Source organism: Paractinoplanes deccanensis, assembly GCF_016862115.1.
Lineage (GTDB): Bacteria > Actinomycetota > Actinomycetes > Mycobacteriales > Micromonosporaceae > Actinoplanes > Actinoplanes deccanensis.
In genome coordinates, this window is sequence record NZ_BOMI01000023.1 from 1 (window position 1) to 25426 (window position 25426).

General features: G+C 72.9%; 23 protein-coding genes. 7 read left to right on the plus strand and 16 right to left on the minus strand.

The features are described from left to right. The first annotated feature begins 138 nt into the window (after nt 1-138). Nucleotides 139-498, plus strand: coding sequence for an urease accessory protein UreH domain-containing protein (locus Ade02nite_RS07645; protein ID WP_203760835.1), 360 nt, complete (start codon nt 139-141; stop codon nt 496-498). Nucleotides 499-898: 400 nt separating this feature from the next. Here the strand turns inward: Ade02nite_RS07645 and Ade02nite_RS07650 are convergent, their stop codons facing one another. Together Ade02nite_RS07650 and Ade02nite_RS07655 are read right to left on the minus strand one after the other, a co-directional pair. Then, complete coding sequence (locus tag Ade02nite_RS07650; RefSeq protein ID WP_203760877.1) at nt 899-2185, minus strand: maleylpyruvate isomerase family mycothiol-dependent enzyme; 1287 nt, start codon at nt 2183-2185, stop codon at nt 899-901. Then, a complete protein-coding gene (locus Ade02nite_RS07655; RefSeq protein ID WP_203760836.1) occupies nt 2182-2772 on the minus strand; it encodes a sigma-70 family RNA polymerase sigma factor in 591 nt (196 codons plus the stop codon). The genes Ade02nite_RS07650 and Ade02nite_RS07655 overlap by 4 nt, the downstream gene beginning before the upstream one ends. A 124-nt stretch (nt 2773-2896) precedes the next feature. On the opposite strand from Ade02nite_RS07655, the gene Ade02nite_RS07660 reads away from it, so the two are divergent. Next, nucleotides 2897-5737 carry an ATP-binding protein gene (locus Ade02nite_RS07660; RefSeq protein ID WP_203760837.1) on the plus strand — a complete coding sequence of 947 codons (2841 nt, stop codon included), beginning with the start codon at nt 2897-2899 and terminating at the stop codon, nt 5735-5737. Here the strand turns inward: Ade02nite_RS07660 and Ade02nite_RS07665 are convergent. Beyond that, nucleotides 5721-6656 carry a LysR family transcriptional regulator gene (locus Ade02nite_RS07665; protein WP_203760838.1) on the minus strand — a complete coding sequence of 312 codons (936 nt, stop codon included), beginning with the start codon at nt 6654-6656 and terminating at the stop codon, nt 5721-5723. The two genes, Ade02nite_RS07660 and Ade02nite_RS07665, sit on opposite strands and share 17 nt — an antisense overlap. 81 nt (nt 6657-6737) lie before the next feature. On the opposite strand from Ade02nite_RS07665, the gene Ade02nite_RS07670 reads away from it, so the two are divergent. Both Ade02nite_RS07670 and Ade02nite_RS07675 read left to right on the plus strand, forming a co-directional pair. Then, nucleotides 6738-8141, plus strand: coding sequence for an FAD-binding oxidoreductase (locus tag Ade02nite_RS07670; RefSeq protein WP_203760839.1), 1404 nt, complete (start codon nt 6738-6740; stop codon nt 8139-8141). 93 nt (nt 8142-8234) lie between these two features. Further along, entirely contained in the window at nt 8235-12110 is a 3876-nt protein-coding gene (locus tag Ade02nite_RS07675; RefSeq protein WP_203760840.1) for an NACHT and WD40 repeat domain-containing protein, read from the plus strand. A gap of 1 nt (nt 12111) precedes the next feature. Here Ade02nite_RS07675 and Ade02nite_RS07680 read toward each other — a convergent pair whose 3' ends face one another. Both Ade02nite_RS07680 and Ade02nite_RS07685 read right to left on the minus strand, forming a co-directional pair. After that, nucleotides 12112-12861 carry a hypothetical protein gene (locus Ade02nite_RS07680; RefSeq protein ID WP_203760841.1) on the minus strand — a complete coding sequence of 250 codons (750 nt, stop codon included), beginning with the start codon at nt 12859-12861 and terminating at the stop codon, nt 12112-12114. Continuing rightward, complete coding sequence (locus Ade02nite_RS07685; RefSeq protein WP_203760842.1) at nt 12858-13160, minus strand: PadR family transcriptional regulator; 303 nt, start codon at nt 13158-13160, stop codon at nt 12858-12860. Before Ade02nite_RS07685 ends, Ade02nite_RS07680 begins: the two co-directional genes overlap by 4 nt. 262 nt (nt 13161-13422) lie before the next feature. Between Ade02nite_RS07685 and Ade02nite_RS07690 the strand changes: the two genes are divergently transcribed. Continuing rightward, the gene (locus tag Ade02nite_RS07690) at nt 13423-14013 is read left to right on the plus strand and encodes an HdeD family acid-resistance protein (protein WP_203760843.1); all 591 of its coding nucleotides are present in this window, start codon (nt 13423-13425) and stop codon (nt 14011-14013) included. A 10-nt stretch (nt 14014-14023) separates the two neighbouring features. Here Ade02nite_RS07690 and Ade02nite_RS07695 read toward each other — a convergent pair whose 3' ends face one another. Together Ade02nite_RS07695 and Ade02nite_RS07700 are read right to left on the minus strand one after the other, a co-directional pair. Further along, on the minus strand, nt 14024-15028 hold the full coding sequence (locus Ade02nite_RS07695; protein WP_203760844.1) for an acetamidase/formamidase family protein: 1005 nt from the start codon (nt 15026-15028) through the stop codon (nt 14024-14026). Beyond that, on the minus strand, nt 15025-16407 hold the full coding sequence (locus tag Ade02nite_RS07700; RefSeq protein WP_203760845.1) for an APC family permease: 1383 nt from the start codon (nt 16405-16407) through the stop codon (nt 15025-15027). Before Ade02nite_RS07700 ends, Ade02nite_RS07695 begins: the two co-directional genes overlap by 4 nt. A gap of 57 nt (nt 16408-16464) precedes the next feature. On the opposite strand from Ade02nite_RS07700, the gene Ade02nite_RS07705 reads away from it, so the two are divergent. Further along, a complete protein-coding gene (locus tag Ade02nite_RS07705; RefSeq protein ID WP_239168603.1) occupies nt 16465-17196 on the plus strand; it encodes an ElyC/SanA/YdcF family protein in 732 nt (243 codons plus the stop codon). Between the two features lie 9 nt (nt 17197-17205). On the opposite strand, the gene Ade02nite_RS07710 is transcribed toward Ade02nite_RS07705, so the two are convergent. The 9 genes from Ade02nite_RS07710 to Ade02nite_RS07750 all read right to left on the minus strand — a co-directional run bounded on the left by Ade02nite_RS07710 (nt 17206) and on the right by Ade02nite_RS07750 (nt 24070). Next, nucleotides 17206-17604, minus strand: coding sequence for a hypothetical protein (locus Ade02nite_RS07710; RefSeq protein ID WP_203760846.1), 399 nt, complete (start codon nt 17602-17604; stop codon nt 17206-17208). 49 nt (nt 17605-17653) lie between these two features. Beyond that, on the minus strand, nt 17654-18313 hold the full coding sequence (locus Ade02nite_RS07715; RefSeq protein ID WP_203760847.1) for a response regulator: 660 nt from the start codon (nt 18311-18313) through the stop codon (nt 17654-17656). Beyond that, the gene (locus tag Ade02nite_RS07720) at nt 18310-19419 is read right to left on the minus strand and encodes a sensor histidine kinase (protein ID WP_239168604.1); all 1110 of its coding nucleotides are present in this window, start codon (nt 19417-19419) and stop codon (nt 18310-18312) included. The genes Ade02nite_RS07715 and Ade02nite_RS07720 overlap by 4 nt, the downstream gene beginning before the upstream one ends. Then, nucleotides 19416-20213: a CPBP family intramembrane glutamic endopeptidase gene (locus tag Ade02nite_RS07725; protein ID WP_203760849.1), complete on the minus strand. Its 798-nt coding sequence runs from the start codon at nt 20211-20213 to the stop codon at nt 19416-19418. Before Ade02nite_RS07725 ends, Ade02nite_RS07720 begins: the two co-directional genes overlap by 4 nt. A 36-nt stretch (nt 20214-20249) precedes the next feature. Next, complete coding sequence (locus Ade02nite_RS07730; protein ID WP_239168605.1) at nt 20250-21476, minus strand: EAL domain-containing protein; 1227 nt, start codon at nt 21474-21476, stop codon at nt 20250-20252. Between the two features lie 36 nt (nt 21477-21512). After that, entirely contained in the window at nt 21513-22151 is a 639-nt protein-coding gene (locus tag Ade02nite_RS07735; RefSeq protein ID WP_203760850.1) for a dihydrofolate reductase family protein, read from the minus strand. Further along, the gene (locus Ade02nite_RS07740) at nt 22148-22609 is read right to left on the minus strand and encodes an SRPBCC domain-containing protein (RefSeq protein ID WP_203760851.1); all 462 of its coding nucleotides are present in this window, start codon (nt 22607-22609) and stop codon (nt 22148-22150) included. Before Ade02nite_RS07740 ends, Ade02nite_RS07735 begins: the two co-directional genes overlap by 4 nt. Further along, nucleotides 22606-22938, minus strand: a complete 333-nt coding sequence (locus tag Ade02nite_RS07745; RefSeq protein WP_203760852.1) for an ArsR/SmtB family transcription factor — start codon at nt 22936-22938, stop codon at nt 22606-22608. Before Ade02nite_RS07745 ends, Ade02nite_RS07740 begins: the two co-directional genes overlap by 4 nt. Before the next feature lie 139 nt (nt 22939-23077). Next, on the minus strand, nt 23078-24070 hold the full coding sequence (locus tag Ade02nite_RS07750; RefSeq protein WP_203760853.1) for a LacI family DNA-binding transcriptional regulator: 993 nt from the start codon (nt 24068-24070) through the stop codon (nt 23078-23080). A gap of 328 nt (nt 24071-24398) precedes the next feature. On the opposite strand from Ade02nite_RS07750, the gene Ade02nite_RS07755 reads away from it, so the two are divergent. Continuing rightward, entirely contained in the window at nt 24399-25379 is a 981-nt protein-coding gene (locus Ade02nite_RS07755) for an ABC transporter substrate-binding protein (protein WP_203760854.1), read from the plus strand. Nucleotides 25380-25426 lie beyond the last annotated feature (47 nt).

Here is a 25426-nt window from a genome sequence, read left to right on the forward strand (position 1 = left end):
GGGCCCGGTCACGATCACGCGCGCAGTCACGATCACGCGCCCGGTCACGATCACGCGCCCCCTCACGACCACGATCAGTCGCACGAGCATGGCCATCGCCACGAGCACGCCCACGACAATGCGCGAGAGCGCAGCCATGTGGCAGTCCACAACCACACGCACGGGCACCGGCACCACCACGGCCCGGGTAAGTGGGGTATCGCGGGCCTCGGCATCGCGGGTGGGCTCGTGCCCAGCCCCTCCGCGCTGATCGTCCTGCTCGGTGCGGCCGCGCTCGGCCGTACCGTCTTCGGTGTCCTCCTTGTCATCGCCTACGGCTTGGGGATGGCGGCCACGCTGACCGCCGCGGGCATCCTCTTGCTGCGTCTGCGCGACCGCCTCGAACGCCGCTCGAAGCTCTTTGCCCGCTGGCGCGCGGTCGCTCAACCGGCCACCGCCACGCTGATCATCGTGGTCGGGCTCGGCCTGGCCGGTCGTGCCCTGTCCGCCCTAGCCTAGGCCGTTCCCAACCCGCCCTCGGACTTATCCACAGGCCCGATTTCGCCAATGTCCACAGTCGCCGGTTATCCACAGGGCTTCCGCGGGACTCGCTGATTTCCGCGAGAATGAGGCCCGGAGCTACCCAGGACCAATTGTCGCTGTGGCGCGGAAGCCATCGGGGCTCGCGCAAGCCTGTCGGTCGTGGTGCGGGGGTGTCGGCCATGGCTCGGGAGCCGTCGGTGCTGGCACGGGCTGTCGGTTGTGGTGCGGGGGTGTCGGTCGTGGCTCGGGAGCCGTCGGTGCTGGCACGGGCTGTCGGTTGTGGTGCGGGGTGTCGGTCGTGGTGCGGGGTGTGGGCCATGGCTCGGGAGTCACCGGCTCTGGCACGGGGGCTGTCAGCTATGGCGCGGGGCTACGGCTACGGCACGGGAGCCATGGCGGGCACGGCTGCGAGGAAGTCCCGGGCCAGCTTGGCGTCGCCCTCGATGGCGGCGGCGATGTGGGCCGGGTCGCGGCGGTCGCCGGCCAGGCGGCAGAACTCGATGACGTCGACGGTGATCGAGGCGGATGGTTTTGTCACCGCCGGGACGACGGTGGCGGGGTCGAGCGGCACGGTCCATGTTCCGCCGCCGGGGCCGGTGAGGTGCAGGCGGACGTAGCGATTGTGGGGTGGTTCGATACGGCGGAAGACGACGCGGGGGAGCACGCGCATGGCGAAGGCGGCCATCGGGTGCACATGTTCGGGCAGCGGCGGCACGGCCGGGCGGCCGGTCGTGGCGGCGATGTCCTCGGTGTGGATCCAGGTCTCGTAGGCGCGGGCGGTCAACGCGTCGACCAGCGAGAAGGGCCGGCCCAGGCGCACGGTGACGTCGTTGGGCTGCTCGTGCAGGGCGCGGCAGATCGCGTCGGCCTGGGCGCGCCAGGCTTGTCGGGTCTGTTCGGGGGGTCGCTGCCGTTCGAAGTCGACCACGGCGGTCGTGCGCGCCGTCAGACGCTGGCCGGGCTCGACGGGCGGCTCGACGGGCAGGCCGAGCGCGTCGGCGAGGAGCCCGTCGATGGCGATCAGATGGGCGAGCAGGTCGTGCACGGTCAGTTCGTCGTGCGCGTCGGCACCACGCCGGTCCCCGGCACCGTTCGCACCGGCCGCGCGCTGATCGCGGCTCCCGGGCGCGGTGCGGTGCTGGCTGGGGCTGCCGGGCGCGGTGTGGTGCTGGTCTGGGGTTCGGGGCGCGGCTCGGCTGGGGGTGCCGGGCGCGGTGTGGTGCTGGTCTGGGGTTCGGGGCGCGGCTTCGCCGGGGCTGCCGGGCGTGGGGTGGTGCTGGTTGGCGGTGTTGTGGGTCGGTGCTGCGTGTCGGTGGGCTGTGGCGCCGTGGGCGGCCGTTCGGTGCCAGTCGGCGGCGGGCAGGTCTGTCAGCAGCAGGTCGAGGGCGGCTATCTGGGCCGCGTAGGAGGTCGCGTATGCGGGAGCGGGAGTGGCTGGGCGCCGCCTTGCGGGGGCCGCCGTGAGGAGGCGGTCCAGGGAGCCGGGCGGTGGGCTCAGGTGGGCGCCGCCCAGGTCGGCTGCGGCTTCGCGTAGTTCCCGGGCCTCGTGGGCGCACGTGTCGCAGGTGTCGAGGTGGGCCTCGACCAGCTCGGTCTCCTCGGGCGGGCAGGCGTCCAGCGCCCACGCGGCGATGAGCTCGGTGAGCGTGTCGTGGCTGATCATTTGCGCTCCCCGTCGCGAGCGTCGTGCAGTGCCGCGGCCAACCGGCGCAAGCCCTCGCGGAGCTGGGACTTCGCGGTGCCCTCGGGCACGCCCAGGACGGTCGCCACCTCACGATAGGTGTGACCTTCCAGGTACGCCAGGGTGATGGCGCGGCTGAGCCGTTCCGGCAGCTCCTTGAGGGCGGCGTTCAGGCGGCGGGCCGCGTCGGCGTCGGAGACCTGGTCGCCGACCGGGTCGCCGCGGCTGATCGCCTCGGCGAACAGCCGGCCCTCCAGCGACCTCCGGCGGTGGGCCTCCTCCTTGCGCACGAGGTCGACCGCGCGGCGATGGGCCATCATGGCCAGCCAGCCGCGCAGGCTGCCCTTCGCCGGCTCGAAGGCGAGCGGGTGCTGCCAGACGGCCAGGAACACCTCCTGGGTGACGTCCTCGGCAGCCGCGCCGTCCCGGGTGACCCGGGCCGCGATCGTGTAGACCAGGGAGCTGAAGCGCTCGTGCAGGTCGGCGAGCGCGGTCTCGTCGCCGAACACGAGCCGGTCCCGCAGCCTGGCGTCGTCGTCTTCCGCATCGGTGGCGCTTTGGGGGAACAAGACGTTCACCTCCACCTCGGGCGCCACTTTAGGCACGTCGGACCGGACATGTCATCGGCACTGACGCATATCTGCACCTGGCGAAGGTGCTGCGAGTGAGGGGGTGTGATCGTCCGCACGCACGATGGCCGACGGGGCAGCAGTGGACCACGATGACGGGGTGCAGCTGCTCGGACGGCACCGGGAATGCGAAACGATCGATCAGATGATCGCGGCGGTTCGGGCGGGGGAGAGCCGTGTCCTCGTGGTGCACGGCGCGCCCGGTGTCGGCAAGACCGCGCTGCTCGACTACGCCCGGGACAGCGCCGACGGCCTGCGGGTGCTGCGGGCGTCCGGTGTCGAGTCGGAGATGGAGCTCGCGTTCGCCGCGTTGCACCAGCTCTGCGTACCCCTGCTTGATCTTCTGCCGCGCCTGCCCGAGGCGCAGCGGGCGGCGCTGGAGACCGTCCTCGGGTTGCGCGCCGGCAGCCCGCCCGACCGGTTCCTCGTCGGGCTCGCCATCCTCGGCCTGCTCTCCGAGGCGTCCGAACGGGCGCCGCTGCTCTGCGTCGTCGACGACGTGCAATGGATGGACCGGGCGTCCGCCCAGACGCTCAGCTTCGTCGCCCGGCGCCTGCTGGCCGAGTCCGTCGCGCTGCTCTTCGCCCTCCGCGACAGCGAGCCCACCCGCGACAGCGAGCCCACCCGCGACAGCGAGCCCACCCGCGATGGAGGGCCGGCGCGTGAGGCGGGGAAGTTCCTGCACGGGCTGCCCGAGCTGGAGGTCACCGGGCTGCGTGACGCCGACGCGCACGCGCTGCTGAGCTCGCTGACCCACGCCGAGCTCGACCGGTCCATCCGGGACCGGATCGTGGCCGAGACCCGGGGCAACCCCCTCGCGCTCGTCGAGTTGCCTCGCGGGCTGTCGCCCACCCAGATCGCCGGCGGGCTCGGGCTGCTGCGCGCCGGTGACTCGTTGCCCGGGCGCATCGAGCGGAGCTTCCTCGACCGGATCGCCGGGCTGCCCGGCGAGACCCGGATGATGCTTCTCGTCGCCGCCGCCGAGCCGCTCGGCGATCCGGCTCTCGTGTGGGCCGCCGCCGAACGGCTCGGCATCGATCCCGGGGCCGCCCTCGCCGACGGCACCGACGGGCTGCTCGCCGTGCGGGAACGGGTCACCTTCCGGCATCCGCTCGTCCGGTCGGCCATCTACCAGGCCGGCTCGCCCCGGGACCGCCGTGCCGTGCACCTCGCGCTCGCCGAGGTCACCGACGAGACCACCGACCCCGATCGCCGCGCCTGGCATCGGGCCGCCGCCTCGTCCGGGCCCGACGAGGACGTGGCGGCCGAGCTCGAACGGTCCGCCCTGCGCGCGCAGGCCCGCGGTGGCCGGGCCGCCGCCGCTGCCTTCCTCCAGCGCGCCGTGCAGCTCACCGCCGACGCTCCCCGGCGTACCGGACGGGCCCTTGCCGCCGCCGAGGCCACCCTGCTTGCCGGGGACATCGAGGCCGCGCGCCGGTTCGTCGACCTGGCCCGGCGTGACGCCGACGGTGAGTTCGCGCGCGCCCGGGCCGAGCTGCTGCACGGGCACATCGCGTTCGCGGCCGGGCGCACCGGCGAGGCGCCCGCCGCTCTGCTCGCCGCCGCCCAGCGGCTGGAGCCGTTCGATCTCGACCTCGCCCGCGAGACCTACCTGCTCGCGTGGGGTGCGGCCCTGATGGCCGGCAACCGCGGGCTCATGGAGGCCACCGCCCGGTCCACCGCCGCGCTTCCTCCCCGCGACGGTGCTCCGCGTGCGCTCGATCTCGTGCTCGACGGCTACGGCGAGATGCTCATCGGCAGCCGGGCGGAGGCCGTACGGCTGCTGCGCCAGGCCGCGGACCTGATGGCCGACCTGCCCGTCGGCGACGCCCTCGTGTGGGGCTGGGTGGCGAACGGCGTACCGCCGTCGATCTGGGACGACGCCGTCCTGCGCGCCCTGGTGGACCGTCAGGTCGAGGTCGTGCGGTCCGCCGGCGCGCTGGCCCACCTGCCGCTCGACCTCACCGCCCTGGGCATGTCGACCTCGTTCACCGGCGAACTGAACCGGGTGGCCGCGATCGCCGCCGAGGCCGAGACCGTGGCGACCGCGCTGGGCATGCCGATCTCGCCGTACGTCCGGTTGCGCCTGACCGCGCTGCGCGGCCGGGATCCGGAGGCGTCGGAGCTGATCGCGCGCACGATCGGGCCGGCGGAGGCCGCGGGCGAGACGCTCGGGGTGACCATCTCGCACTGGTCGGGCGCCGTGCTGAACAACGGGCTGGCACGCTTCGGGCAGGCGATGGAGGCGGCCCGCCGGTGCGCCGCGCTGCCCGTGCTGTGGGTTGCCGACTGGGCGCTGCCCGAGCTGGTCGAGGCGGCGGCCCGGTCCGGTGAGATGGGCGTGGCCCGGGAGGCGCTCGACCGGCTCACCGCGTCGGCCGGCCCGTGCGACACCGACTGGGCGCAGGGCACGCTGGCTCGCTGCCGGGCGCTGGTGAGCGAGGGGGCGCAGGCGCAGGCGTCGTTCCGTACGGCGATCGAGCGCCTCGGCCGCACCGCCCTGCGACCCGAGCTGGCCCGCGCCCACCTGCTGCACGGCGAGTGGCTGCGGCGGGACCGGCAGCGGGGCGAGGCCCGCGACGAGCTGCGCACGGCGCACGAGATGTTCGCCGGCATGGGCATGGAGGCGTTCGCCGAACGGGCACGGCGCGAGCTGCTGGCCACCGGCGAGACGGTGCGCAAGCGTACGGCCGAGGCGCTCACCCGCGACGAGCTGACCGCGCAGGAACGGCAGATCGCCGAGCTCGTCCGCGACGGCTTCTCCAATCCCGAGGTGGGGGAGCGGCTGTTCCTGAGCCCCCGCACGGTCGAGTGGCACCTGCGCAAGGTCTTCGCCAAGCTCGGCGTGACCTCCCGCCGCCAGCTGCGCGCGGCGCTGCCGCGCGAGATCACCGCCGACGGCTGAGCGCGGCCGGCCGCCGGCCCGCCGCGCGCAGGATGCTGGTGAGCAGGGCGGCGGTGGCGGCCGACGGCCGGCGGTCGCCCGGCATGGCGACGGCGACCGGCAGGTCGAGGTCCGCGTCCTCGATGTCCACGACGGACAGGCCCTCCTCCTCGCTGCCCGATCGGGGCAGCAGGGCGACGCCGAGGCCGTTGCGCACCAGGCCGAGGGCGGTGTCCTGGTCGGCCGCCTCGAACGGCACGTTGCGCGCGATGCCCGCGCCGGCGAAGGCCCGGTCGGTCAGGGTGCGGTTGCCCCAGCCGATCGGGAAGTCGATGAACGTCTCGCCGGCGAGCTCCTCCAGGCGTACCGACGACGCCTCGGCGAGCGGGTGCCGCCGGGAGCAGACGAAGCACAGCCGCACCGAGCCCAGGTGGTGCAGCCGTACGCCGCCGGGCTGCTCACGCGTGCACACCAGCGCCAGGTCGAGCTCGTCGGCGGCCACCGCGGCCAGGTGCCCCGCCGAGCCGGTCGGCGCGGTGCGGAGCCGGAACGTGACCAGCGGATGCGTGACGTGGAACCGGCCGAGCACCGCGGGCAGGTCGACGACGATCGGGCCCTGCGACGCCGGCCGGGCGCCGATCGACACGAGCGTGCCCACCCGTACGGTCCCGCGCAGTCCTCCCCGCACCTGGTCGACCGTCTCCCGGGCCCGCCGCTCGGCGCTCAGCAGAGCCCGGGCCTCGGGCAGCAGCGCCGCTCCGGCGTCGGTCAGCGCGATGCCCGCGGAGTCGCGCGTGAACAGCGGCAGGCCCAGCTCCCGTTCGAGCTTCTGGATGGTGGCCGACACGGCCGACTGGGCGACCCGCACCCGCCGCGCGCCCTTGGTGAAGCTGCCTTCCTCGGTGACCGCGACGAAGTACTCGAGCTGGCGGAGTTCCATCGGTCCACTATCGCCGATCGCGATGGCGGCCAGCGCGAGAACAGGACGGCGGCGGGCCCGCGCTCCGCCAGGCTTCAGGTCATGACCACAACCACGATCACCATCGAGCCCGCCGACCTGGCCCGGCTCACCGCCGAGGTCGCCGGCCCCGTGCTGGTGCCCGGCGACGAGCGCTACGCCGAGGAGACCGCCACCTGGAACCAGGCGCTGGCCCATCGCCCGGCCGTCGCGGTCGGCGCCACCTGCGTCGCCGACGTGCGGGCCGCGGTCCGTTTCGCCCGGGTGCGCGACCTGCCCGTGGCGGTGGTGGCCACCGGGCACGGCGCGTTCGTCCCGGCCGACGGCGCCGTCCTGATCAACGTATGCCGGATGGACGGCGTCACCGTCGACGCGCGACGCCGCACGGCCACTGTGGACGCCGCTGTCGAGACGCAGTGCCTGATCGACGCGGCGGCCGAGCACGGCCTCGCGCCGCTGGCCGGATCGTCACCGAACGTCGGCGTCGTCGGCTTCACGCTGGGCGGGGGCCTGAGCCCGATGCTGGGCCGCGTCCACGGGTACGCGGCGGACCACGTCCTCGCCGCCGAGATCGTCACCCCGGACGGCGAGCTGCGCCGCGTCGACGCGCACCACGAGCCGGAGCTGTTCTGGGCGCTGCGCGGCGGCAAGGGGAACTTCGGCGTCGTCACCTCCCTGACCGTCGGCCTCTTCCCGGTCACGCACTTGTACGCCGGCGGCCTGTTCTTCGGCGGCGAGCACACCCGCGAGGTCCTGAACGCGTACCGCGAACTGACCGCCACCGCGCCGGAGGAGCTCACCGCGTCGATCGCGTTCCTGCGCCTCCCGCCGTTGCCGTTCGTCCCCGAGCCGTTGCGCGGCCGCTTCACCGTGCACGTGCGGATCGCCTACCACGGAACGGCCGAGGAGGGCGCCCGCTTGATCGCGGGCGTGCGCGCGGCCGGGCCGGCACTGATCGACGCGGTGGAGGAGATGCCGTTCACGCGGGTGGCCGCGATCCACGCGGATCCGGTGGACCCGCTGCCGGCGTACGAGACCTCGGCCCTGCTCTCCGATTTTCCGGGCGAGGCCCTGCTGGCCGCCGCGGGCCCCGGCGTGGACACCCCGGCGCTCATGGTGGAGATCCGGCAGCTCGGTGGCGCGCTCGCCCGCGACCCCGAGATCCCCAACGCGGTCGGCCATCGCGGTGCGCCGTTCCAGCTCTTCGCCGGTGCGGTCGGCGCGCCGGGCACGCACGACGCGTTCCGGCCCGCGCTGCGCGAGCTGGCGGGCGCCTTCGAGCCCTGGGCAACCGGCCATCAACAGATCAACTTCCTGACCGGGTACGACGTGACGCCCGAGGCGGTCGCGCGGGCCTACCCGCCGGCCACGTACCAACGGCTGGCGGCGGTCAAGAGGGCCTACGACCCGCGCAACATGTTCCGCGTGAACCACAACATCCCGCCGGTGGTGAGCGCCGGTCCCTGAGCGGTGCGGTGCTGGACTCGATCGGGTGTTCGGGGGACGACGACGGGCGGCGCCGGTGGCAAGGTGAGGGCCGTGATGGGCGAATTTCGCGGTATGAAACGGATTCGTGACACTCGTCGCCTTCTGATCACGGCGATCGTAGCGATCACGGCGGGAGGTGTGGTCGGCATCGCGGCGTCCGACGCCGGGTGGGCGGCCGCGGTCGGCGGTGCGGCGGCCTTGCTCGTCGCGGCCGGCAACATCCTCATCGACCTGTTCGACTACTTCCGCTCCGAGGTGCCCGCCGCCAAGCTCCCGGCCGTCGCACGGGAGCTCGCCGAGGCGGTCGAGGAGCAGTGGTCCAAGGAGGCCACCTCGCGCGGCCTGCGTGACGCCGCCGTCCTGCCACTGCGGTGGACGGCCACGGACCGGGACGTCAGCGACCTCGCGAGCCTCACCGGCGACACCGGAGGGCGGCCGATCCGCGTCAACCTCGACGGCGGCATGCGCGACGAGTTCGAGGACGCGATCGCCGATCTGGCCGGCGAGTACGCCCGGATCCCCAGCGGCCGGCTGGTGATCCTGGGCGAGCCGGGAGCCGGCAAGACGGTGCTCGCGTTGCTGTTGACGCTCGGCCTGATCCGCCGGCGCCCGGAGGACGGCAAGGTGCCGGTCCTGCTCAGCGTCGCGAACTGGGATCCCGTTCTCCGGGAGCTGGACGACTGGCTGGTGGAAACCATCGCGGTCGCCTATTACAACGGCCAGCGGGACGTGCCCCGTGAGCTGCTCCGCGGCGGCTGGGTGCTGCCCGTGCTCGACGGGCTCGACGAGATACCGGAGTCCGCACGCCGAAAAGCCATCGAGTACATCCACCGTTCGTTGCGGCGTGACCGTCCCATCGTGGTGACGTGCCGGTCGAACGAGTACGAGGACACCATCATGGACGGCTCGCCGGTCCTCAGCCGTGCGCCGGTCATAGAGCTGTCGCCGATCACCGCGGACGACCTCGAGGCCTACCTACCCCACCAGCGCTGGCGGCCCGGCACCTCCTGGACCGCCGTGCTGACCCGGATCCGCCAGCGGCCGCAGGGCCCGCTCGCGCTCGCCTTCTCGACGCCGCTGACCGTCTCCCTGGCCCGCCTCGTCTACCGGCGGCTGCCCGAGTTTCCCGACGAACTGCTCGTCGAGGAGCGTTTCCACAGTCGGCACGCCGTCGAGGACTCGCTGACCGCCCGCACGGTGCGCGCGGCGTACGCGTCCGAGTCCGTGACCTTTCCCGTGAGCCGCGCCGAGCGCTATTTGGCCTTCCTCGCCAGATACCTGCACGGCGGCCGGGAACGTGACTTCGCCTGGTGGCGGCTCGCTGAGCGGCAGCTGTCGGTTTGGACGGGCCCCGCCCTTGGGCTGGTTCTCGGCCTGCTGGTGATGATCGCCGTAGCGGTCTGGGTGTCGTTGTCCGATCTCGACGAGCAGGTCGCCGCGGAGCAGACCGTGTTGTTCGGCTCCACAGTCGGCGCGGTGTTCGCGGGACTGGTGGCCGTCCTGTGGCTGACCGGTGCGCGCCAGTTGCCGGGGCGGCTGTCGTTCCGGATCCGGGGCTCGGCGCGGCGGCTCGCCGCGGGCTTCCGCTTCGGCTCCGGTGCGGTGGCCGTTCTCGCGGTTCCGGTCCTGGCGGGGTACGCGCTGACGATCAGTCTCACGGACACCTGGTCCGTGCGCAGCGGGGAGCTCTTCGCCCAGGCCACCGGCGTCGCGGTCGCGCTGAGCGCCCTGCTGGGGGTCGTGGTGGCGGTCCAGCGCTGGCTCCAGGACACCGACGGCCCGGCGGCGCCCGTCGACCCGCTCCAGACTCTGCGGTCGGACCGGCTGCTGTCCCTCGTGGCGGCGTTGGTGGGGGGTGGCATGGTCGCTGCCCTCCTCTATCCGGCGCTCATCCTCGGCGCGTGGGCCGGTGGCCTCGCCGAGGACGTGCTGAGCCACTGGTCCGGCTGGCCGGGCGGCCCGGACCTCACGGCGATGTGGCACGCCCGCGACGTCGATTTCCGGACGAAGATTCTGCCGGCGGCCGGCGCCCTCGTTCCCATGTTCCTGGTCCTGCCCGGCGTCACCGCGTTCGTCCTCATCCTGCTGGCCCGGCCGTGGCCGCGGTACGTCCTGGCGAGCTGGACCCTGGCGGCCCGCCGCGACCTGCCGGTGCGGATCTCCAGGTTCCTCACGGAGGCGCACACGCTGGGGCTGCTCAGGAGGTCGACGGGGACGTACCAGTTCCGCCACGTACGCCTCCAGGAGCAGCTGGCCACCTCCTCCATCGACGCTCATGACCAGGGCAAGCGGCCCGCGGCGGCCTCCTCGCAGGAGCGGGCGAGGACCGTTCCCGTCCGGGGCCTCATCGCCGCCGCGCTGGCCCTCGGGCTCACCGCGGTCCTGGCGGCCACGCTGCCGGTCGACCAGCCCGACTCGACCCGGCACGGCAGCTACGACCTGCTCGTCCTCGACGGCACGGCGGGCGCGCCCCTCCTCCGCCGATGGACGTCGGGACCCTACGAGGTCTCCTTCGCCGGCGCCGCGGCCAACGACACGCACGACGCCGGCGCCGGGTTGATGGCGCTCTTCAGCCCGAACGATCCCGTGGTGCGGATCTTCTCGCCGACGGGTGCGACCACCTCGATCGTCACCGGCCCCAGCGCTGATGGTGTCCTCTATGCCGGCTTCGGGCCGGGCGGGCAGTGGCTGTACGCCGTGACCGAGAAGCGCGACGACCGTTCCGAGTCGGAAGGCGTCAACGCCGGCTTCTGGAAGATCATCCGCGATGAGGAGCGCGTCGCTGTGGGACCCCAGGTCTCCCTCGGTGTCATCGATCGCAGGAGACGGGTGTTCTTCAGCGAGAACGGCGAGACATTCGGCATCGAACGCCCGTCCGGCGCGTTCTCCACGGTGGACCTCTGGTCCGCCGCGGACGGAGCCGCGAGGCCGAGCTTCCCGTCCGCGGGCGTCGAGTTGCCACCGGCGGCGCCCGATGCCCTGATCGGAGCGACCGACCTGGTGATCAACCGCTCCGCGGCCGGCGGATACGAACTGCGGTCGGTGGTGACCGGGAAGCCGATTCGCAGCCTTCAGGGCCTGCGTGGTGATCTGGAAGCGGGCAGCGTGTTCAATGCGGCGAACACGGCTGTGGTGACGTACTCCTCGCAGGATGTGGCGCAGATGTGGACCCTGACTCCGGGCACTCCGCCCACCGACCTGGGTCGGCCGGCGGAGGGTTCGGCCGTCCGGTTCTCGGACGACGGCCGGCGTGTGTTCGTCCTCGGTGAGGACGGCGCGGTGCGAGTGTGGGACGCGTCGCGGCCGAACACGCGGATCGCTGAGATCTCGCCCGTGGCGGACAAGATCGTGAACTATTCCATCGACAGCAAGGGCACCGTGCTGGTGGCTGAGGGCAAGGGCGACCTTGTGTACGCCTGGCAGGTGGCCGCCCGGCCGATGTCGCTGATCGGCGACCGTGGCCTGCGCGGTGCCGGCGTCTCCCTGTCACGGGGCGGCACCATGATGCGGATCGGCGGCGCCGACGGCACGACGCGCGCCCTCGTTCTCGACGGCGCGCGCCATGATCCTTTCGTGCTGCCCGCGTCGATCTATGACACCGTCACCGACGTCCTGCTGGACGGCTGGGTCGCCGTCCACTCCGCCGGAGACTCCGTGACGATCCGCCGGGCCGAACCGGGCGGCATCACCTCGGACACCATCCATGACCTGGACTTCTCCGCGGATCCCCAGGCCACGGAGACCAGCTTCGCGGTCGCGCTCACCTCCGGCGCCGTGGAGGTGCACGACCGGGACGGCACGTGCCGAGTGCGCCTGTTCGGGCATTCCGGGCGGATCGCATCGCTCACCTACAGCCCGGATCCCGCGTATCTCGCCTCCAGCGGCTACGACGGGACGGTGCGGCTCTGGCATCTGCCGCCGCCGCGAGGCCCGGAACGATGCGACTGATCTAAACCTGGGCTCGGCGGCGGGTCAGCGTGCCCGCCACGGCGACCAGGACGGCCGGCAGGCCCACGTGCCAGGCCGCCAGGATCAGCAGTCCCCGGGTGTCGCTCACCTCGGCGACCTCGAGCGCCGCGGTGATCAGCCCGGCGGCGAGGGCCAGCCCCGCGGCGAGCAGGACGCGCTCGTCGACGACCGTCCACAGGGCCAGCGCCACGATCAGCGCCAGCTGCACCCCTTCGGGCAGGGGATAGCCGGCCGACCAGGCGAGGGCGAGCAGCACCGGCAGCGGGTTGCGCACCGGCAGCCGGGGCCCCGGCAGGAGCAGCAGCACGGCCGCCACCGTGTAGCAGGCGATCGCCGGGATGCTGGTCAGGTCGGTCCCGGCGAGCACCAGGGCGGACGCCGCGAACGCGAACGCCACGAGGCGGAAGCCGGCGACCACGGCCAGGGCGGCCAGCCCGGCGCAGACCCAGGTGGCGTCCATCAGGCCGGAGCGCAGCACCACCCCGTAGCGCAGGTCCTGCACCGGGGCGACCGCACCGGCCACCAGCAGCATCAGGGCGGCGGCGCGGGCGGCGTACAGCCATCGCAGGGTTGCCGGGTGCCCGCCGCCGGTGCGGGCCCGCAGCGCGCCGAGCAGCAGCGCCGGCACCTCGCGGTGCCACGGCCGGTGACGCTCCTCGAGCACGCCGAGCATCTCGTCGCGCGGGTGGTCCGGGGGATAGAGGCGGACCATCATCTCGTACGCCCTCACGCCGGCCTCACCCGCAGCACCACCTGGGCGGCCTCCGCCATCCGGACCGCCTCCGCCCGCAGCGCCGCGCGGCCGTCCCCGGTGAGCGCGTAGTGCCGGCGGGCCCGCCCGTTGACCACCTCGTCGCGCACCACCTCGATCAGCCCTTCCCGGGCGAGCCGGTCGAGCGCCTGATAGAGCGTGCCGGTCGCGAGCGTGACCCGGCCCTGCGACAGCTCCGCCACCCGGGTCAGGATCGCGTAGCCGTGGCGCGGCTCGTCCTGCAGCGCCGCCAGGATGAAGTACGTCGGCTCCCTCATCGCGACACCATATGCCGCCAACTTACATATGTAAACGCCGGACTCGCGCGACGGCCAGCTGTACGTGGAGGAGCCGGACGTCTACGGCTCCGACGGCGCGGCCAGCCGGCGGGTGGTCGACCGCATCTCGGCCGGGCTCGGCGGTCCCGCGCATCCGGGTCTCGGCATCCGCTGGGCGCCGCGAAATCATCCCCGTGAGGTGAGGGAGCGGCCCCCGGTCACGTGGGCTAATGGGCTCTCGTGACGCTCGATGGAGGTTGCCGTGACCGGTGCCGGGTACGCCCGCGGAGTCGAGGACCTGCCCGGCTGGGTGCGGCGGAGCTGGATCGCGCCGCTGGTGCTCGGGGTTCTGCTGCTCGCCGTCGGGCTGATCCTGCTGTTCAATCTGCGCGCCGGGATCGGCACGCTGCGCTGGCTGATCGTCGTCGACCTGGTGCTCGCGTCGGCGCAGGCCTTCGCGACCGCGTCGCTGCGGCGCCGCACCTGGGTGGGGGTCGTCATCGGCGCGCTCTATCTGCTCGGTGCCGTCGTCGGTGTCGTCTGGCCCGGCGTCACGCTGCTCGTGCTCGTCATCACCGTGGGCGTGGCCCTGCTCGTCGCCGGCATCGCGCAGGCGGTCACCGCGTGGCAGGTGCGGTCGACGGCGCGCGGATGGGGCTGGAGCTTCGCGTTCGGCCTGCTGTCGGTCGTCGCCGGGCTGATCTTCCTGTTCGGGAACCCGGCGATCTCGCTGGCCGCTCTCGCGATCATCCTGGCCTGCCACATCCTGATCGCCGGGTTCATGACCCTGGTCATGGCCTTCACCGTGCGCCGCTTCACCACCGGCCTCGGCGCGGCGGCCTACGGTCACTGAGCCGGCGCGGTCACTGAGCCAGGTAGTCGCGCGCCGTCTCGCGCAGGCGGGCATGGATGCCGTCGTACGCGGCGGCGCCACCCAGGTAGCGCTTGCCCAGCTTGGCCAGCATCGTGTAGTTCGGGTCGCAGACGTTGCCGACCGGTGCCTCGCCGGCCTGGCTGACCAGCTGGTACGCGTCGAGCACGTCCAGCCCGGTCAGGCCGGCGGTCCAGGTGACCAGGTCGTGCTGGCTCATCCGGTACGCGTCCTCGAGCGGCCGCGCCGAGCCCGCCGACATGAGCGCCGCGTCGGTCTCGAAGCGCGGCGTGGGTGTGGCGGCGCCCTTGATGAGGTCCAGGATCACCACCGTGTTCATGGCGGCCTCGACGCCCGTGCCGCAGACCTCGCCGTCGCCCTGGCGGCAGTGCCCGTCGCCGAGCGCGAAGAGCGCGCCGGGCACGTTCACCCCGAAATACGCGGTGACGCCCGCCCGCAGCTCCGGCGTGTCCAGGTTGCCGCCGTGCGCGTCCGGCACGATCGTCATGCGGCTCTCGAACGCGGCCGGGGCCACACCCGCCGTGCCGTGCATCGGGTCGAGCGGCAGCTCCACGCTGAAGTCGCTGCGCCGGGCCTGGTAGCGCACCGTGCCCGCCGCGACGTCCACGTCGTAGCGCCACACCACCTCGTCCAGCGGCGGGTGCAGCGTCGCTGTGGTGTGCGTGCCGGTGAGCGCCCCGAAGTGCGGGAACGTCGACGAGACCGCCCAGTCGCGCGCCGGCACGATCCGCACGAAGTGCACCGCGAGGGTGTCGCCGGGTTCCGCGCCCTCCACGTGGATCGGGCCGGTGACCGGGTTGAGGTACGGGAACTCGCACACCACCGACGGCAGGTCGCCGACGCTCCGGACGCGCCCGCCGAAGCAGTCCTCGGTGTACAGCTCCACGACGGTGCCCGGCGCGACGCTCAGCACCGGCTCCCGGCCGCCGAACGTGTACGAGAGCTCCTCCGGGCCGGGGCGATAGCTGACAGTCACGTGTCTCCCTCCGACATGCCGGCGAGCTCGGGTCGCCTGCCGGTCGCGTAGAAGACGATAAGCACGATCACGCCCACACCGAGCCACGCGAAGCCGAGACGCTGCGCGGCGATGTCCGCGTTGATCACCACATACAGCAGGATGAGGAAGCCCGCCGCCGGCACGACCAGATGCCGCCACCAGTCGCGGCTGCGCCGGCGCACCACGTAGTGCACCACCACGGCGACGTGCAGCGCCAGGAACGCGGTCATCGCGCCGAAGTTGACGAGCGTGGACAGCAGCGAGATGCCGTCGTCGCGGCTCGACATGAAGAGGCCGAGGGCCAGCGACACCGCCGCGACGAGCAGGGTGGCGTTCGCCGGGACCCGGTGCCGCTCGTTGACCCGGCTCAGGAAACGCGGCATCTGGCGGTCGCGCGCCATCGCGTACAGCAGCCTGCTCGTCGCCGCCTGCGCCACGAGGGAGTTGGCGAAACCCCAGGCGATCGCCGTGGCCAGGGCCGTGAGGTTCGCGAGCCATCCGCCGCCGGCCACCCGTGCGGCGTCGTAGAAGGCGGTGCCCTCGGGGTCGCCGTCGGCCAGCAGGCCGGGCGCGTCCGGCACGAGCAGCGCGGCCACCCAGGTCTGCACGACGAAGAGCGTGCCGGCCAGCAGCAGCGCGCCCACCATGGCGCGGCCGATCTGGCGTGCCTCCTCGCGGCTCTCCTCGGCCAGCATGGAGATGCCGTCGAAGCCGAGGAACGACAGCACCGCGATGGACACGGCCCCGAAGACGACCGACCACGAGAACGTGTCGGCGTCGAACAGCGGCGCCCACGAGAAGCCGTTGCCCTTGCCGTTCGCCAGCGCCACCACGCCGACCACGAGGAAGACGGCCAGGACGACCAGCTCGGCGGCGAGCATCAGCCGGTTGACGCGAGCCGTCATCTTGATGCCGAGATAGTTGACGACGGTGTTGAGCACCACGAAGACGACCAGCCACACCCAGACCGGCACTCCCGGCACCAGCGAGTGCATGGCGACGCTCGCCACGAGATACAACAGCCCGGGTACGAGGACGTAGTCGAGCAGGATCACCCAGCCGGCGAGGAACCCGGCGGGCGGGGCGATGCCGCGCCCCGCGTAGCTGTAGACCGACCCGGCCATCGGGAAGGCCCGCACCATCTGCGCGTACGACAGCGCCGTGAACATCATCGCCACCATGCCGATGACATACGCGAGGGCCACCATCCCGCCGGAACCGGAGTAGACGCTCCCGAAGATCCCGAACGGCGCGATCGGCACCATGAAGATGAGCCCATAGATCAGCAGGTCGGTGAAGCCCAGCGACCGGCTCAGCTCCTGCCTGTACCCGAACCGCTCGAGGTCGTCCTGGGCCATGAGACCGCACGCTAATCGAAAGATGTCGATCACGCCATCGGTTCCTATGCTGAGCGGGTGGATCTCGCCGCCGCCGTCAACACGCTCGTCCGCTTCTGCGCCCGCCGCGACGTGCCCGAGCCGGTCTCCGGCACCGCCGACGTGGCCATCCTCTTCGGCGGCACCATCCTGGCCGGCGCCGACGTGTTCGCCGCCGCGATGCGCGCGGGCGCCGCCGGCCACTACATGATCGTCGGCGGCCGCGGCCACACCACCGAGGCCCTGCGCCGCGCCCTCGGCGCTTCGTCCGGCACCGAGGCGGCGCTTCTCGATCACTACCTGCGACAGCGGTACGGCGTGGCGGCCGACCTCCTCGAGCAGGAGTCCACCAACTGCGGCAACAACGTGACGAACGCGCTGAGCCTGCTGCGCGCCTCCGGCGTACGGCACGACCGTCTGCTCCTGATGCAGGACGCGACGATGCAGCAGCGCATGGACGCCGGCTTCCGCCTGCACGCGCCTGCCACCCACCTGATCAACTACGCCACCCACCGGACGACCGTGACCGCGGCGGGCGACTCGCTGTCCTACGTGGACCCGCCGGCCGGCATGTGGCCGCTGGAGCACTACGTCACCCTGCTGATGGGCGAGATCCCGCGTCTCACCGACGACCCCGCCGGCTACGGCCCCGCCGGCCGTGGCTTCATCGCCCACGTCGACGTGCCCGCCGACGTCCGCCGCGCCTACTGCCTGCTGCGCGACAGCGGCACCTTCACCACCCGGTCCGCCGACCCGCGCTGGGCGAGCTGATCGGGGCGGTCAGGCCCGGGCGACGGCCACCGTGACGCGGTGGGTGGTGGCGTGGATCGAGCCGGCCCAGCCGGTGGTGTCGCGGAAGGCGAGGCTGGTCGTGCCGTGCTCGGTGCGGTCGGCGACGATCGTGAACGGGGCTCGGGTCAGCTCGCGGCGGTAGAAGGAGAGCACCGTCTGCGGGTCGGGCTCGGTCAGCGTGAACGAGGCGCCGGACACCCCGTCGGACAGGCGGGTCACCTGGCTGCCCGCCGGGAAGGGGAACGCCGGCGGCAGGTTGCGGGCCGGCGCGGGGGCGATCGCGGCCGGTTCGTCGCGGCGGGTCTCGGTGGCCGCGGCTCCGCGGGCGCCCAGGCCGGGGATGGCGAGCAGCGTGGCGACCACGGTGACGATCCGCTTCGCGAGCATGTGGTGCCGCCTCTCCCCGTACGCCGGTGGTGATGTCAATATAGGCCGCTCAGGCACGCGCCAGGCCGGTGCGGTAGGCGTACACCACCGCCTGCACGCGGTCGCGCAGGCCCAGCTTGGCGAGGATGCGCGAGACGTACGTCTTGACGGTCTCCGGCCCGATCACCAGGCGGGCCGCGATCTCGCTGTTGGACAGGCCCTCGGCGATCAGCGTCAGGACCTCGCGCTCGCGCGGGGTGAGCTGGGCCGCGGCGGTGACGGCCGGGTCCGAGGGGCGCAGGCGCGCGCCGTAGCGGCCGATCAGCGCGCGGGTCACCTCGGGGGCGATCAGCGCCTCGCCGCGGGCCACCGTGCGGACGCCGTCGATCAGCTGCTCGGGGGAGGCGTCCTTGAGCAGGAAGCCGCTCGCCCCGGCGCGCAGGGCCTCGTAGACGTACTCGTCGATGCCGAACGTCGTCACCACCAGCACCTTGACCGGCTCGGGGACGCCGGGGCCGGCCAGCAGCTCGGTGGCGGCGATGCCGTCCATGCCGGGCATGCGCACGTCCATCACCACCACGGTGGGGCGCAGCCGGCGGGCCAGGTCGACCGCCGCGCGGCCGTCGGACGCCTCGCCGACCACGGTCAGGTCGGGCTGGGAGTCGAAGATGGTGGCGAAGCCGGTACGGATGACCGCCTGGTCGTCGCAGACCAGCACCTGGATCGTCATGTCGCTCCTGGAAGGGGTACGCGGGCGCGCACGGCGAAGCCGCCGTCCGCGCGGGGCCCGGCGGTCAGCTCGCCGCCGAAGAGCTCGACGCGTTCGCGCAGGCCCGCCAGCCCGCGGCCGGAGCCGGTGACCGGGCCGGAGCCGGTGGCGCGGGCGGTGGTGACGGCGATCGTCACGCCGTCCGGCTGATAGGCCAGCTCCACGGCGGTGGGCTGGCCGGCGGCGTGCTTCAGCGCGTTCGTCAGCGCCTCCTGCACCACGCGGTAGGCGGCCAGCTCGCGCCCGGCGCCCATCTCGGGCGGGGTGCCCTCCTCGGACAGGGTGACCGGCTGGCCCGCCCGCCGGGTCGTCTCCACCAGCTCGCCGACCTGGCCCAGGCCGGGAAGCCGGTCGCGTGGCGCGGGCCGGGCCGGGTCGAGCACGCCGAGCAGGTCGCGCAGCTCGGCGAGGGCCCGCTTGCCGGTGTCGCCGATCGACGCGAGGCTGTCCGCGGCCGGGCCGGGGCCGGCGACGAACCGGGTCGCGTGGGCCTGCACCACCATCGCGGTGACGTGGTGGGTGACGACGTCGTGCAGTTCCCGGGCGATGCGGGCCCGCTCGGCGGTCAGCACCTGCTCGCGGTCGTCGGCCCGCCGCTTGCGCACCACCGCGCCGCCCACGGCGGCCAGCGCGATCAGCAGGAGGAAGAGCACGTAGTCCTGGAGCCGCGCGGTGGCGCCGGCCGCGTGCAGGGCCACGCAGAGTCCCACGTACGAGACGAGCGCGCCGGCGGCGAGCGGGCGGCGCCACCGCTCCTGGTAGAGGCCCACGCTGTAGAGGGCGACGATCAGCCCGGCGCCCGCGAAGCTGCGGTAGCCGCGCAGCTCCTGGAGCGCGAACCCGGCGCCGACGATCGCCATGACCAGGGCGGGCCATCGGCGGCGGGCGGTCAGCGGCAGGGTCATCGCGGCGGCGGCGAGCACCGCCGGCAGGTCGGCCGGGCGGTGCGGCAGCTCGCCGAGGCGGGTGCCGGCGGCGGTCAGCGGGGGCACGAACGCCAAGGCGAGCAGCAGCAGCGCGCCGAGCGCGTCCCGCACCGTCGCCGGACGCGACCGCCACCACCTCACCGGCGAAGCGTAGCGGGCGACCATGTGGCCCTGGCCGCGACGGAGCGGAGGAAGACGACGGTCAGGACGAGGCCGGCCAGGATCGCGAAGACGCTCGCCTCGGGGCCGAACTCGCCGCCGCTGATCGCGGCCGGGCCGTGCGCGACGCCGCGCACCAGGCCGCCGACCGTGCCGTCGGAGCCCGAGACGGTCGCGCCGAACAGGCCCGACTCGGCGAAGTTCCAGCCCAGGTGCAGGCCGATCGGCAGCCAGAGGGACCGGGTGGCGACGTAGGCGGCGCCGAGCATGAGCCCGGCCTCGGCGGCGATGGCGAGCGCGCCCCAGACGGTGGCGTGCGGGTTGAGCAGGTGCAGTCCGCCGAAGAGCACGCCCGAGCCGCCGAGGGCCACCGCCGTGCCGGCCCATCGTTCCAGCAGCCGGAACAGCACCCCGCGGAAGAGCACTTCTTCGAGCACCGCGACGCCGGTCATCATCCCGAACGTGCCGAGCATGTCGCCGACCGAGCCCCACCCGGCGATCCGGTAGCCGCCGAAGGCCGCGATCACGCCGATGACCAGGGAGAAGGTCAGCACGCCGAGGACGAAGCCGCGCATCGCGAGCGGCCGTGCGCGGGCGAGCGGCGGTTCTTCGTGCTCCAGCCGCCGCACCAGGTAGCGGTAGGCGAGCAGCACCGCGGCGGCGACCGCGAAGCCGGTGATCAGGCCGGTGAACCAGTTTCCGGCCGCGGCGGACAGCAGGGGCGCGAGCAGCAGGTCGGCCACGAGGAACGTGACGATCAGGATGAGGAATCTCATGGGGACGACGCTAGGGAGGCCGACCCCCGTCGATCGTCACCGCGAGGTGATCAATCGTGGGTAGCTCTCGCGGGGGACCTCCTCGGCGACCGGGTACGCGTCGCGCAGCTCCTCGGGCGCCGTCGCCCGGTCGAAGAGCCAGCCCTGGCCCAGGTCGATCCCGAGGCCGGCGAGCGTGGCGGCGTCCGCGGCCGACTCCACGCCCTCGGCGACGACGACCGCGCCGACCGCCTTGGCGAGGTCGGCGAGCGAGCGCGCGACCACCGGCAGGACCGGGTCGCCGCCCATCCCGGTGACGATGCTGCGGTCGAGCTTGATGACGTCCGGGGAGGTGGCCACGATGTGCCGCAGCGAGGAGAAGCCCGCGCCGACGTCGTCGACCGCGAACCGCATCCCGCGCTCGCGCAGCGGCCGCAGCACCGCGTGCAGCGCGTCGTAGTCCTCGACCGGGTCGTGCTCCGAGAGCTCCAGCACCACGCGGCCGAGCGGCATCGACGCGAGCACGTCCTGGCAGTCCCGGGTCAGCAGCGTCGCGGGGGAGACGTTCATCGCGATGTAGCCGGGGACCCGCTCCAGGTGCGCCGCCGCGGACCGCAGCGCGAGGATCTCGAGCCGGTCGCGCTCGCCGATCAGGCCGGCGTCGGCGAAGCACGCGTCGGGCGGCTGGTTCCAGGCGGCGGGGAAGCGGCTCAGCGCCTCGGCGCCCACCCGGGCGCCGGTCGCGAGGTCGACGATCGGCTGGAGCAGCACCGCCGGGCCACCGGCGTCGATCAGGGGCCGGTAGCGCTCCTCAAGCTCGGCGTTGCGGCGGCGCCGGTGCACATCCGGCTCGATGATCACGGCGGCGGCCTGGGCGAGCACCTCCAGCAGCGGCTTGTCACGCTCGCCGAGCCGCTTGTCGGCCGTGAAGCCGCCGGCGCAGAAGGTGCCGTAGACCGTGCCGTCGCTGAGCACCACGGGCACCGAGACGAAGCTGCGGATGCGCGGCATCCGGGCGGCCGGCAGCTTCATGGCCTCCGGGAAGTCCTTGACGTCGGGCATGATCGAGGGCAGCCGCCCGTCCATGATCGCCTGACAGAACGAGGTCTCCTGGGCGCGCTTGATGCCGTCGCCGAGGGCCCACGGCAGGGGGGACTCCACCACCTCGAGGTGTTGCGTGGTGCCGTCCATGCGGCTGAGGAAGGCGAAGCTGAGCCCGAGCGACCGCCGGGCGGTGCGCAGCAGCTCGGCCACCTGTTCCCCGGCCGGGCTACGCCGCGCCACCCTGCACCGTCCTGCCCGTCTGCCTCATGGCCAGATCTATCGGTCTCCCGCCGGGGGAGCTGAGAACTCGGCGACGCCCTGGTAGCCGGCGCGCGGCGCGTCGCCCGCGGTCTCGTACGTCAGCATGAGCAGGCCCCGTGGTGTCACCTCGTGGCCGGTGAGCCGCAGGCCCGTGGCGGTGGCCGGGTGGGTGAGCAGGCGCCGCCCGGAGCCGAGGACGGCCGGGGCCACGACGAGCCGCAGCGAGTCGACCAGGCCGGACGACAGCAACGCCGCGCCGAGGCTGGCGCTGCCGTGGATCTGGAGCTCGCGGCCCGGCCGCTTCCGGAGCTCGGCCACGTCCGCCAGGCGGAGGATCGTTGCCGGCTGCCACGCGGCTTCCGTCAGGGTGCCGCTGACGACATATTTGGGCAGGGCGTTCATCCGTACGGTGAAAGGGTCGCGCGGGTCCGTGATGCGCGGCCAGTCGCGGGCGAAGGCCTCGTAGGTGCGCCGGCCCAGCAGCAGCCCGTCGGCGAGGTCGAGCCAGGCGGAGGTCCGGCGCACGAAGTGCTCGTCGATGTGCGGGACCAGCCAGCCGCCGCGGGTGAAGCCGCCGGTCGTGTCCTCCTCGGGGGAGCCGGGGCCCTGGCTGACGCCGTCGAGCGTGACGAACTGGGTGAGCACGATCCTCATCGGGCCACCTCCTCCAGTTGGGCGGTGACCGTGCCCCAGCCGTCGAGGAAGCCGAGCTTCTCGTGGTGGGCGCGGGCGGCCGGGTCGCCGTGCCGCACCAGCACGCGGTAGTCGGTGCCGTCCGGGTGGTCGGCGAGGGTGATCTCGGCGGTCATGGCGACCGGCGCCGGGCTGGCGGGGCGCCAGGTGCTGTCGACCGCGTTGGTGAAGACCAGGCGCGTCCGGTCGTCGACGACCAGGAAGGTCGCGTCGACGTGCGGGACGAAGGCCACCCCGTCGTCGCTCATGAGCGTCACCAGGCCGCCGCCGGGGCGCACGTCGAGGCGGTCGACGCGGCAGGTGGCCGGGGCCGGGATCCACCAGCGGGCGAAGCGGGCCGGGTCGGTCCACGCCGTCCAGACGGCGGCGCGCGGGGCGCGCAGGACACGGTGCAGGGTCAGGTCGAGGTCCGGGTTCACGGCGGGTTCTCCTCTGTGACGAGGCGTTCGAGACGGTCGGTGCGCTCCTCCCAGACGCGGCGCTGCTCGGCGAGCCAGTCGTCGACGACGGCGAGACGCTCGCGGTTGAGCTCGCAGGTGCGCACCCGGCCCGCCTTCGCGGTGCGGATCAGGCCGGCGGCCTCGAGGGTGCGCACGTGCTTGAGGAACGAGGGCAGCGTCATCGGGAAGGTGGCGGCCAGGTCGCCCACGCTCGCCGGGCCCTCGCCGAGCCGGCGGATGACACCGCGCCGGGTCGGGTCCGCGAGGGCGATGAAGACGTCGTCGAGCCGAGCCGAATACTGAGCCACGCGGCTAAGTATTGGCGCCCGCGATAGTTAGCGCAAGGGCTAAGTTTTGACTGGGAACGATCACATGGGTCAGGCGGAGCCGTACTCCCCTACGACTCCGCCTGTTGGTGTGAACGCTAACACAGTACGTCGGTCGATACTAGGGAGGTGGAGCGCTGCTGGCGCGGGCCACCAGATGCGGCATCACCAGGATCCGGTGGGGCGGCTGGGCCGCGGAGTCGCCGGCCATGTGCTCGAGCAGCAGCGCCAGGGCCCGCCGCCCCAGCTCGCCGAAGTCCTGCCGCACGGTGGTGAGCGGCGGCAGGAAGTAGCCGGCGTCCGGCATGTCGTCGAAGCCCACGATGCTCACGTCCTCGGGCACGCGCCGCCCCGCCTCGTGCAGGGCGCGCAGCACGCCCAGCGCGATCCGGTCGTTGGCGCAGAAGATCGCCGTCACGCGTGGATCGGCGGCGAGCTGCCGGCCGCGCTCGTACCCGGACTCGGCGTCCCACCACCCCGGCTCCACGGGCGGCACGACGGCGCCCGCCGCGTAGAGGGTGCTGCGCCAGCCCTCGATCCGCTCGTGGGCCTCGGGCCAGTCGGCCGGCCCGGCCGCGTGATGGACCGTGGCGTGGCCGAGGTCGAGCAGGTGCTGGGTGGCGAGCCGGGCGCCGGCGGCGTTGTCGATGCCGACCGCCGGGGCCGCGTCCGACTCGCCGGCGCCGCCCACGGCCACCCGGCGCAGCCCGGGCGGCACCTGAGCCAGCGCGTTGGTGACCGCCAGCTTCGGCGCGATGGCGATGACGCCGTCGACCGCGTGCTGGGTGAGCCGGTCCACGGCCTCCACGACGTGCCGGCGTTCGAGGTCGCGCACCGAGGCGATGCTGACCATGTAGCCCGCGTCGCGGGCCGCGCTCTCGATGGCGTACAGCAGGGAGGCGGGACCGAACAATGTGGTCTCGAAGCCGATGATGCCCAGCGTGTGCGACTGGCGGGTGACGAGCGTGCGCGCGGCGAGGTTGCGCCGGTAGTTCAGCGACTCCATCGCGTCGAGCACCCGCAGCCGGGTCTCCTGCCGCACGTTGGGGTGGTTGTTCAGGACCCGCGACACCGTCTGATGCGAGACGCCGGCGAGCTTGGCGACGTCGCGCATGACGGTGAGCCGGGGCCGGCCCCCGTCGCCGTGTGATGCGGGCTGGGTGGATGGCAAGTACTACCTCCGGGTCCGCGTTTGTGAGCGTGAACATCTCATAGCCATCAATGGGAAGTCCAGAGCGGAGTCATCCGGTAACAAACCGGTGGCGAGGCCTTGACGCGGCGTATGAGAACGGTAACACTGCTGAAACGTGATGCCCGGCGGGGGCGTCATTCTCCTCTCGATGTTCCGTCGCGGTTCTCGGTCGCGTGACGACCTTCTTTTGGTGCGTGAACGTTAACAATTTCGTCGTGCCCGTAGGGGCCCGGCGCGAAGGAGGACTCCAGTGCTCAAGAAGATTTCCGCGGCCCTGGCCGGCGGTCTCCTGCTCGCCTCCACTCTGGCCGGTTGCGGCGACGACGGCGGCGGCTCCGGCTCGTCCGGCGACGACAAGATCACGCTGGGCTTCGCCCAGGTCGGCGCCGAGAGCGGCTGGCGCACGGCGAACACCAAGTCCATCCAGGAGTCCGCGGCCGCGGAGGGCATCGAGCTCAAGTTCAACGACGGCCAGGGCAAGCAGGAGAACCAGATCAAGGCGATCCGCTCGTTCATCACCCAGCGGGTCGACGTCATCGCCTTCTCGCCGGTCGTCGAGTCGGGCTGGGACCCGGTGCTCAAGGAGGCCAAGGACGCCGGCATCCCGGTGATCCTCACCGACCGCGCGGTCGACTCCAAGGACACGTCGCTCTACAAGACCTTCCTCGGCTCCGACTTCGTCGAGGAGGGCAAGAAGGCCGGCGAGTGGCTGGTCAAGGAGTACGAGGGCAAGAGCGACCCGGTCAACATCGTCGAGCTGCAGGGCACGCCCGGCGCCGCGCCCGCGATCGACCGCAAGGAGGGCTTCGAGGAGGTCATCAAGGCCGACCCGAAGTTCAAGATCGTCGCGTCGCAGACCGGCAAGTTCGAGCGCACCGGCGGCAAGCAGACGATGGAGACGATGCTTCAGTCCGTCAAGGACATCGACGTGCTCTACGCGCACAACGACGACATGGGCCTGGGCGCCATCGAGGCGATCGAGGCGGCCGGCAAGAAGCCCGGCCAGGACATCAAGATCATCACGGTGGACGCGGTCAAGGACGGCATGACGGCGCTCTCCGAAGGCAAGATCAACTACATCGTGGAGTGCTCCCCGCTGCTCGGCCCACAGCTGATGGACCTGGTCAAGAAGGTTAATAACAAGGAAGAGGTCCCCACCCGGATCCTCACCGAGGAGACCACCTTCACGCCGGAGCAGGCGAAGGAAGCCCTGCCGAACCGCAAGTACTGACGACCGCGGGTCACCCCGGCGCACGTGCCGGGGTGACCCGTCGCCAG

Excerpts from the sequence above, each read along its gene's own strand:
- Ade02nite_RS07650 (WP_203760877.1), bottom strand. The coding sequence starts at position 2,185 with ATGATCAGCCACGACACGCTCACCGAGCTCATCGCCGCGTGGGCGCTG.
- Ade02nite_RS07660 (WP_203760837.1), top strand. The coding sequence starts at position 2,897 with ATGGCCGACGGGGCAGCAGTGGACCACGATGACGGGGTGCAGCTGCTC.
- Ade02nite_RS07665 (WP_203760838.1), bottom strand. The coding sequence starts at position 6,656 with ATGGAACTCCGCCAGCTCGAGTACTTCGTCGCGGTCACCGAGGAAGGC.
- Ade02nite_RS07670 (WP_203760839.1), top strand. The coding sequence starts at position 6,738 with ATGACCACAACCACGATCACCATCGAGCCCGCCGACCTGGCCCGGCTC.
- Ade02nite_RS07675 (WP_203760840.1), top strand. The coding sequence starts at position 8,235 with ATGAAACGGATTCGTGACACTCGTCGCCTTCTGATCACGGCGATCGTA.
- Ade02nite_RS07685 (WP_203760842.1), bottom strand. The coding sequence starts at position 13,160 with ATGAGGGAGCCGACGTACTTCATCCTGGCGGCGCTGCAGGACGAGCCG.
- Ade02nite_RS07700 (WP_203760845.1), bottom strand. The coding sequence starts at position 16,407 with ATGGCCCAGGACGACCTCGAGCGGTTCGGGTACAGGCAGGAGCTGAGC.
- Ade02nite_RS07710 (WP_203760846.1), bottom strand. The coding sequence starts at position 17,604 with ATGCTCGCGAAGCGGATCGTCACCGTGGTCGCCACGCTGCTCGCCATC.
- Ade02nite_RS07715 (WP_203760847.1), bottom strand. The coding sequence starts at position 18,313 with ATGACGATCCAGGTGCTGGTCTGCGACGACCAGGCGGTCATCCGTACC.
- Ade02nite_RS07725 (WP_203760849.1), bottom strand. The coding sequence starts at position 20,213 with ATGAGATTCCTCATCCTGATCGTCACGTTCCTCGTGGCCGACCTGCTG.
- Ade02nite_RS07735 (WP_203760850.1), bottom strand. The coding sequence starts at position 22,151 with ATGAGGATCGTGCTCACCCAGTTCGTCACGCTCGACGGCGTCAGCCAG.
- Ade02nite_RS07750 (WP_203760853.1), bottom strand. The coding sequence starts at position 24,070 with ATGCGCGACGTCGCCAAGCTCGCCGGCGTCTCGCATCAGACGGTGTCG.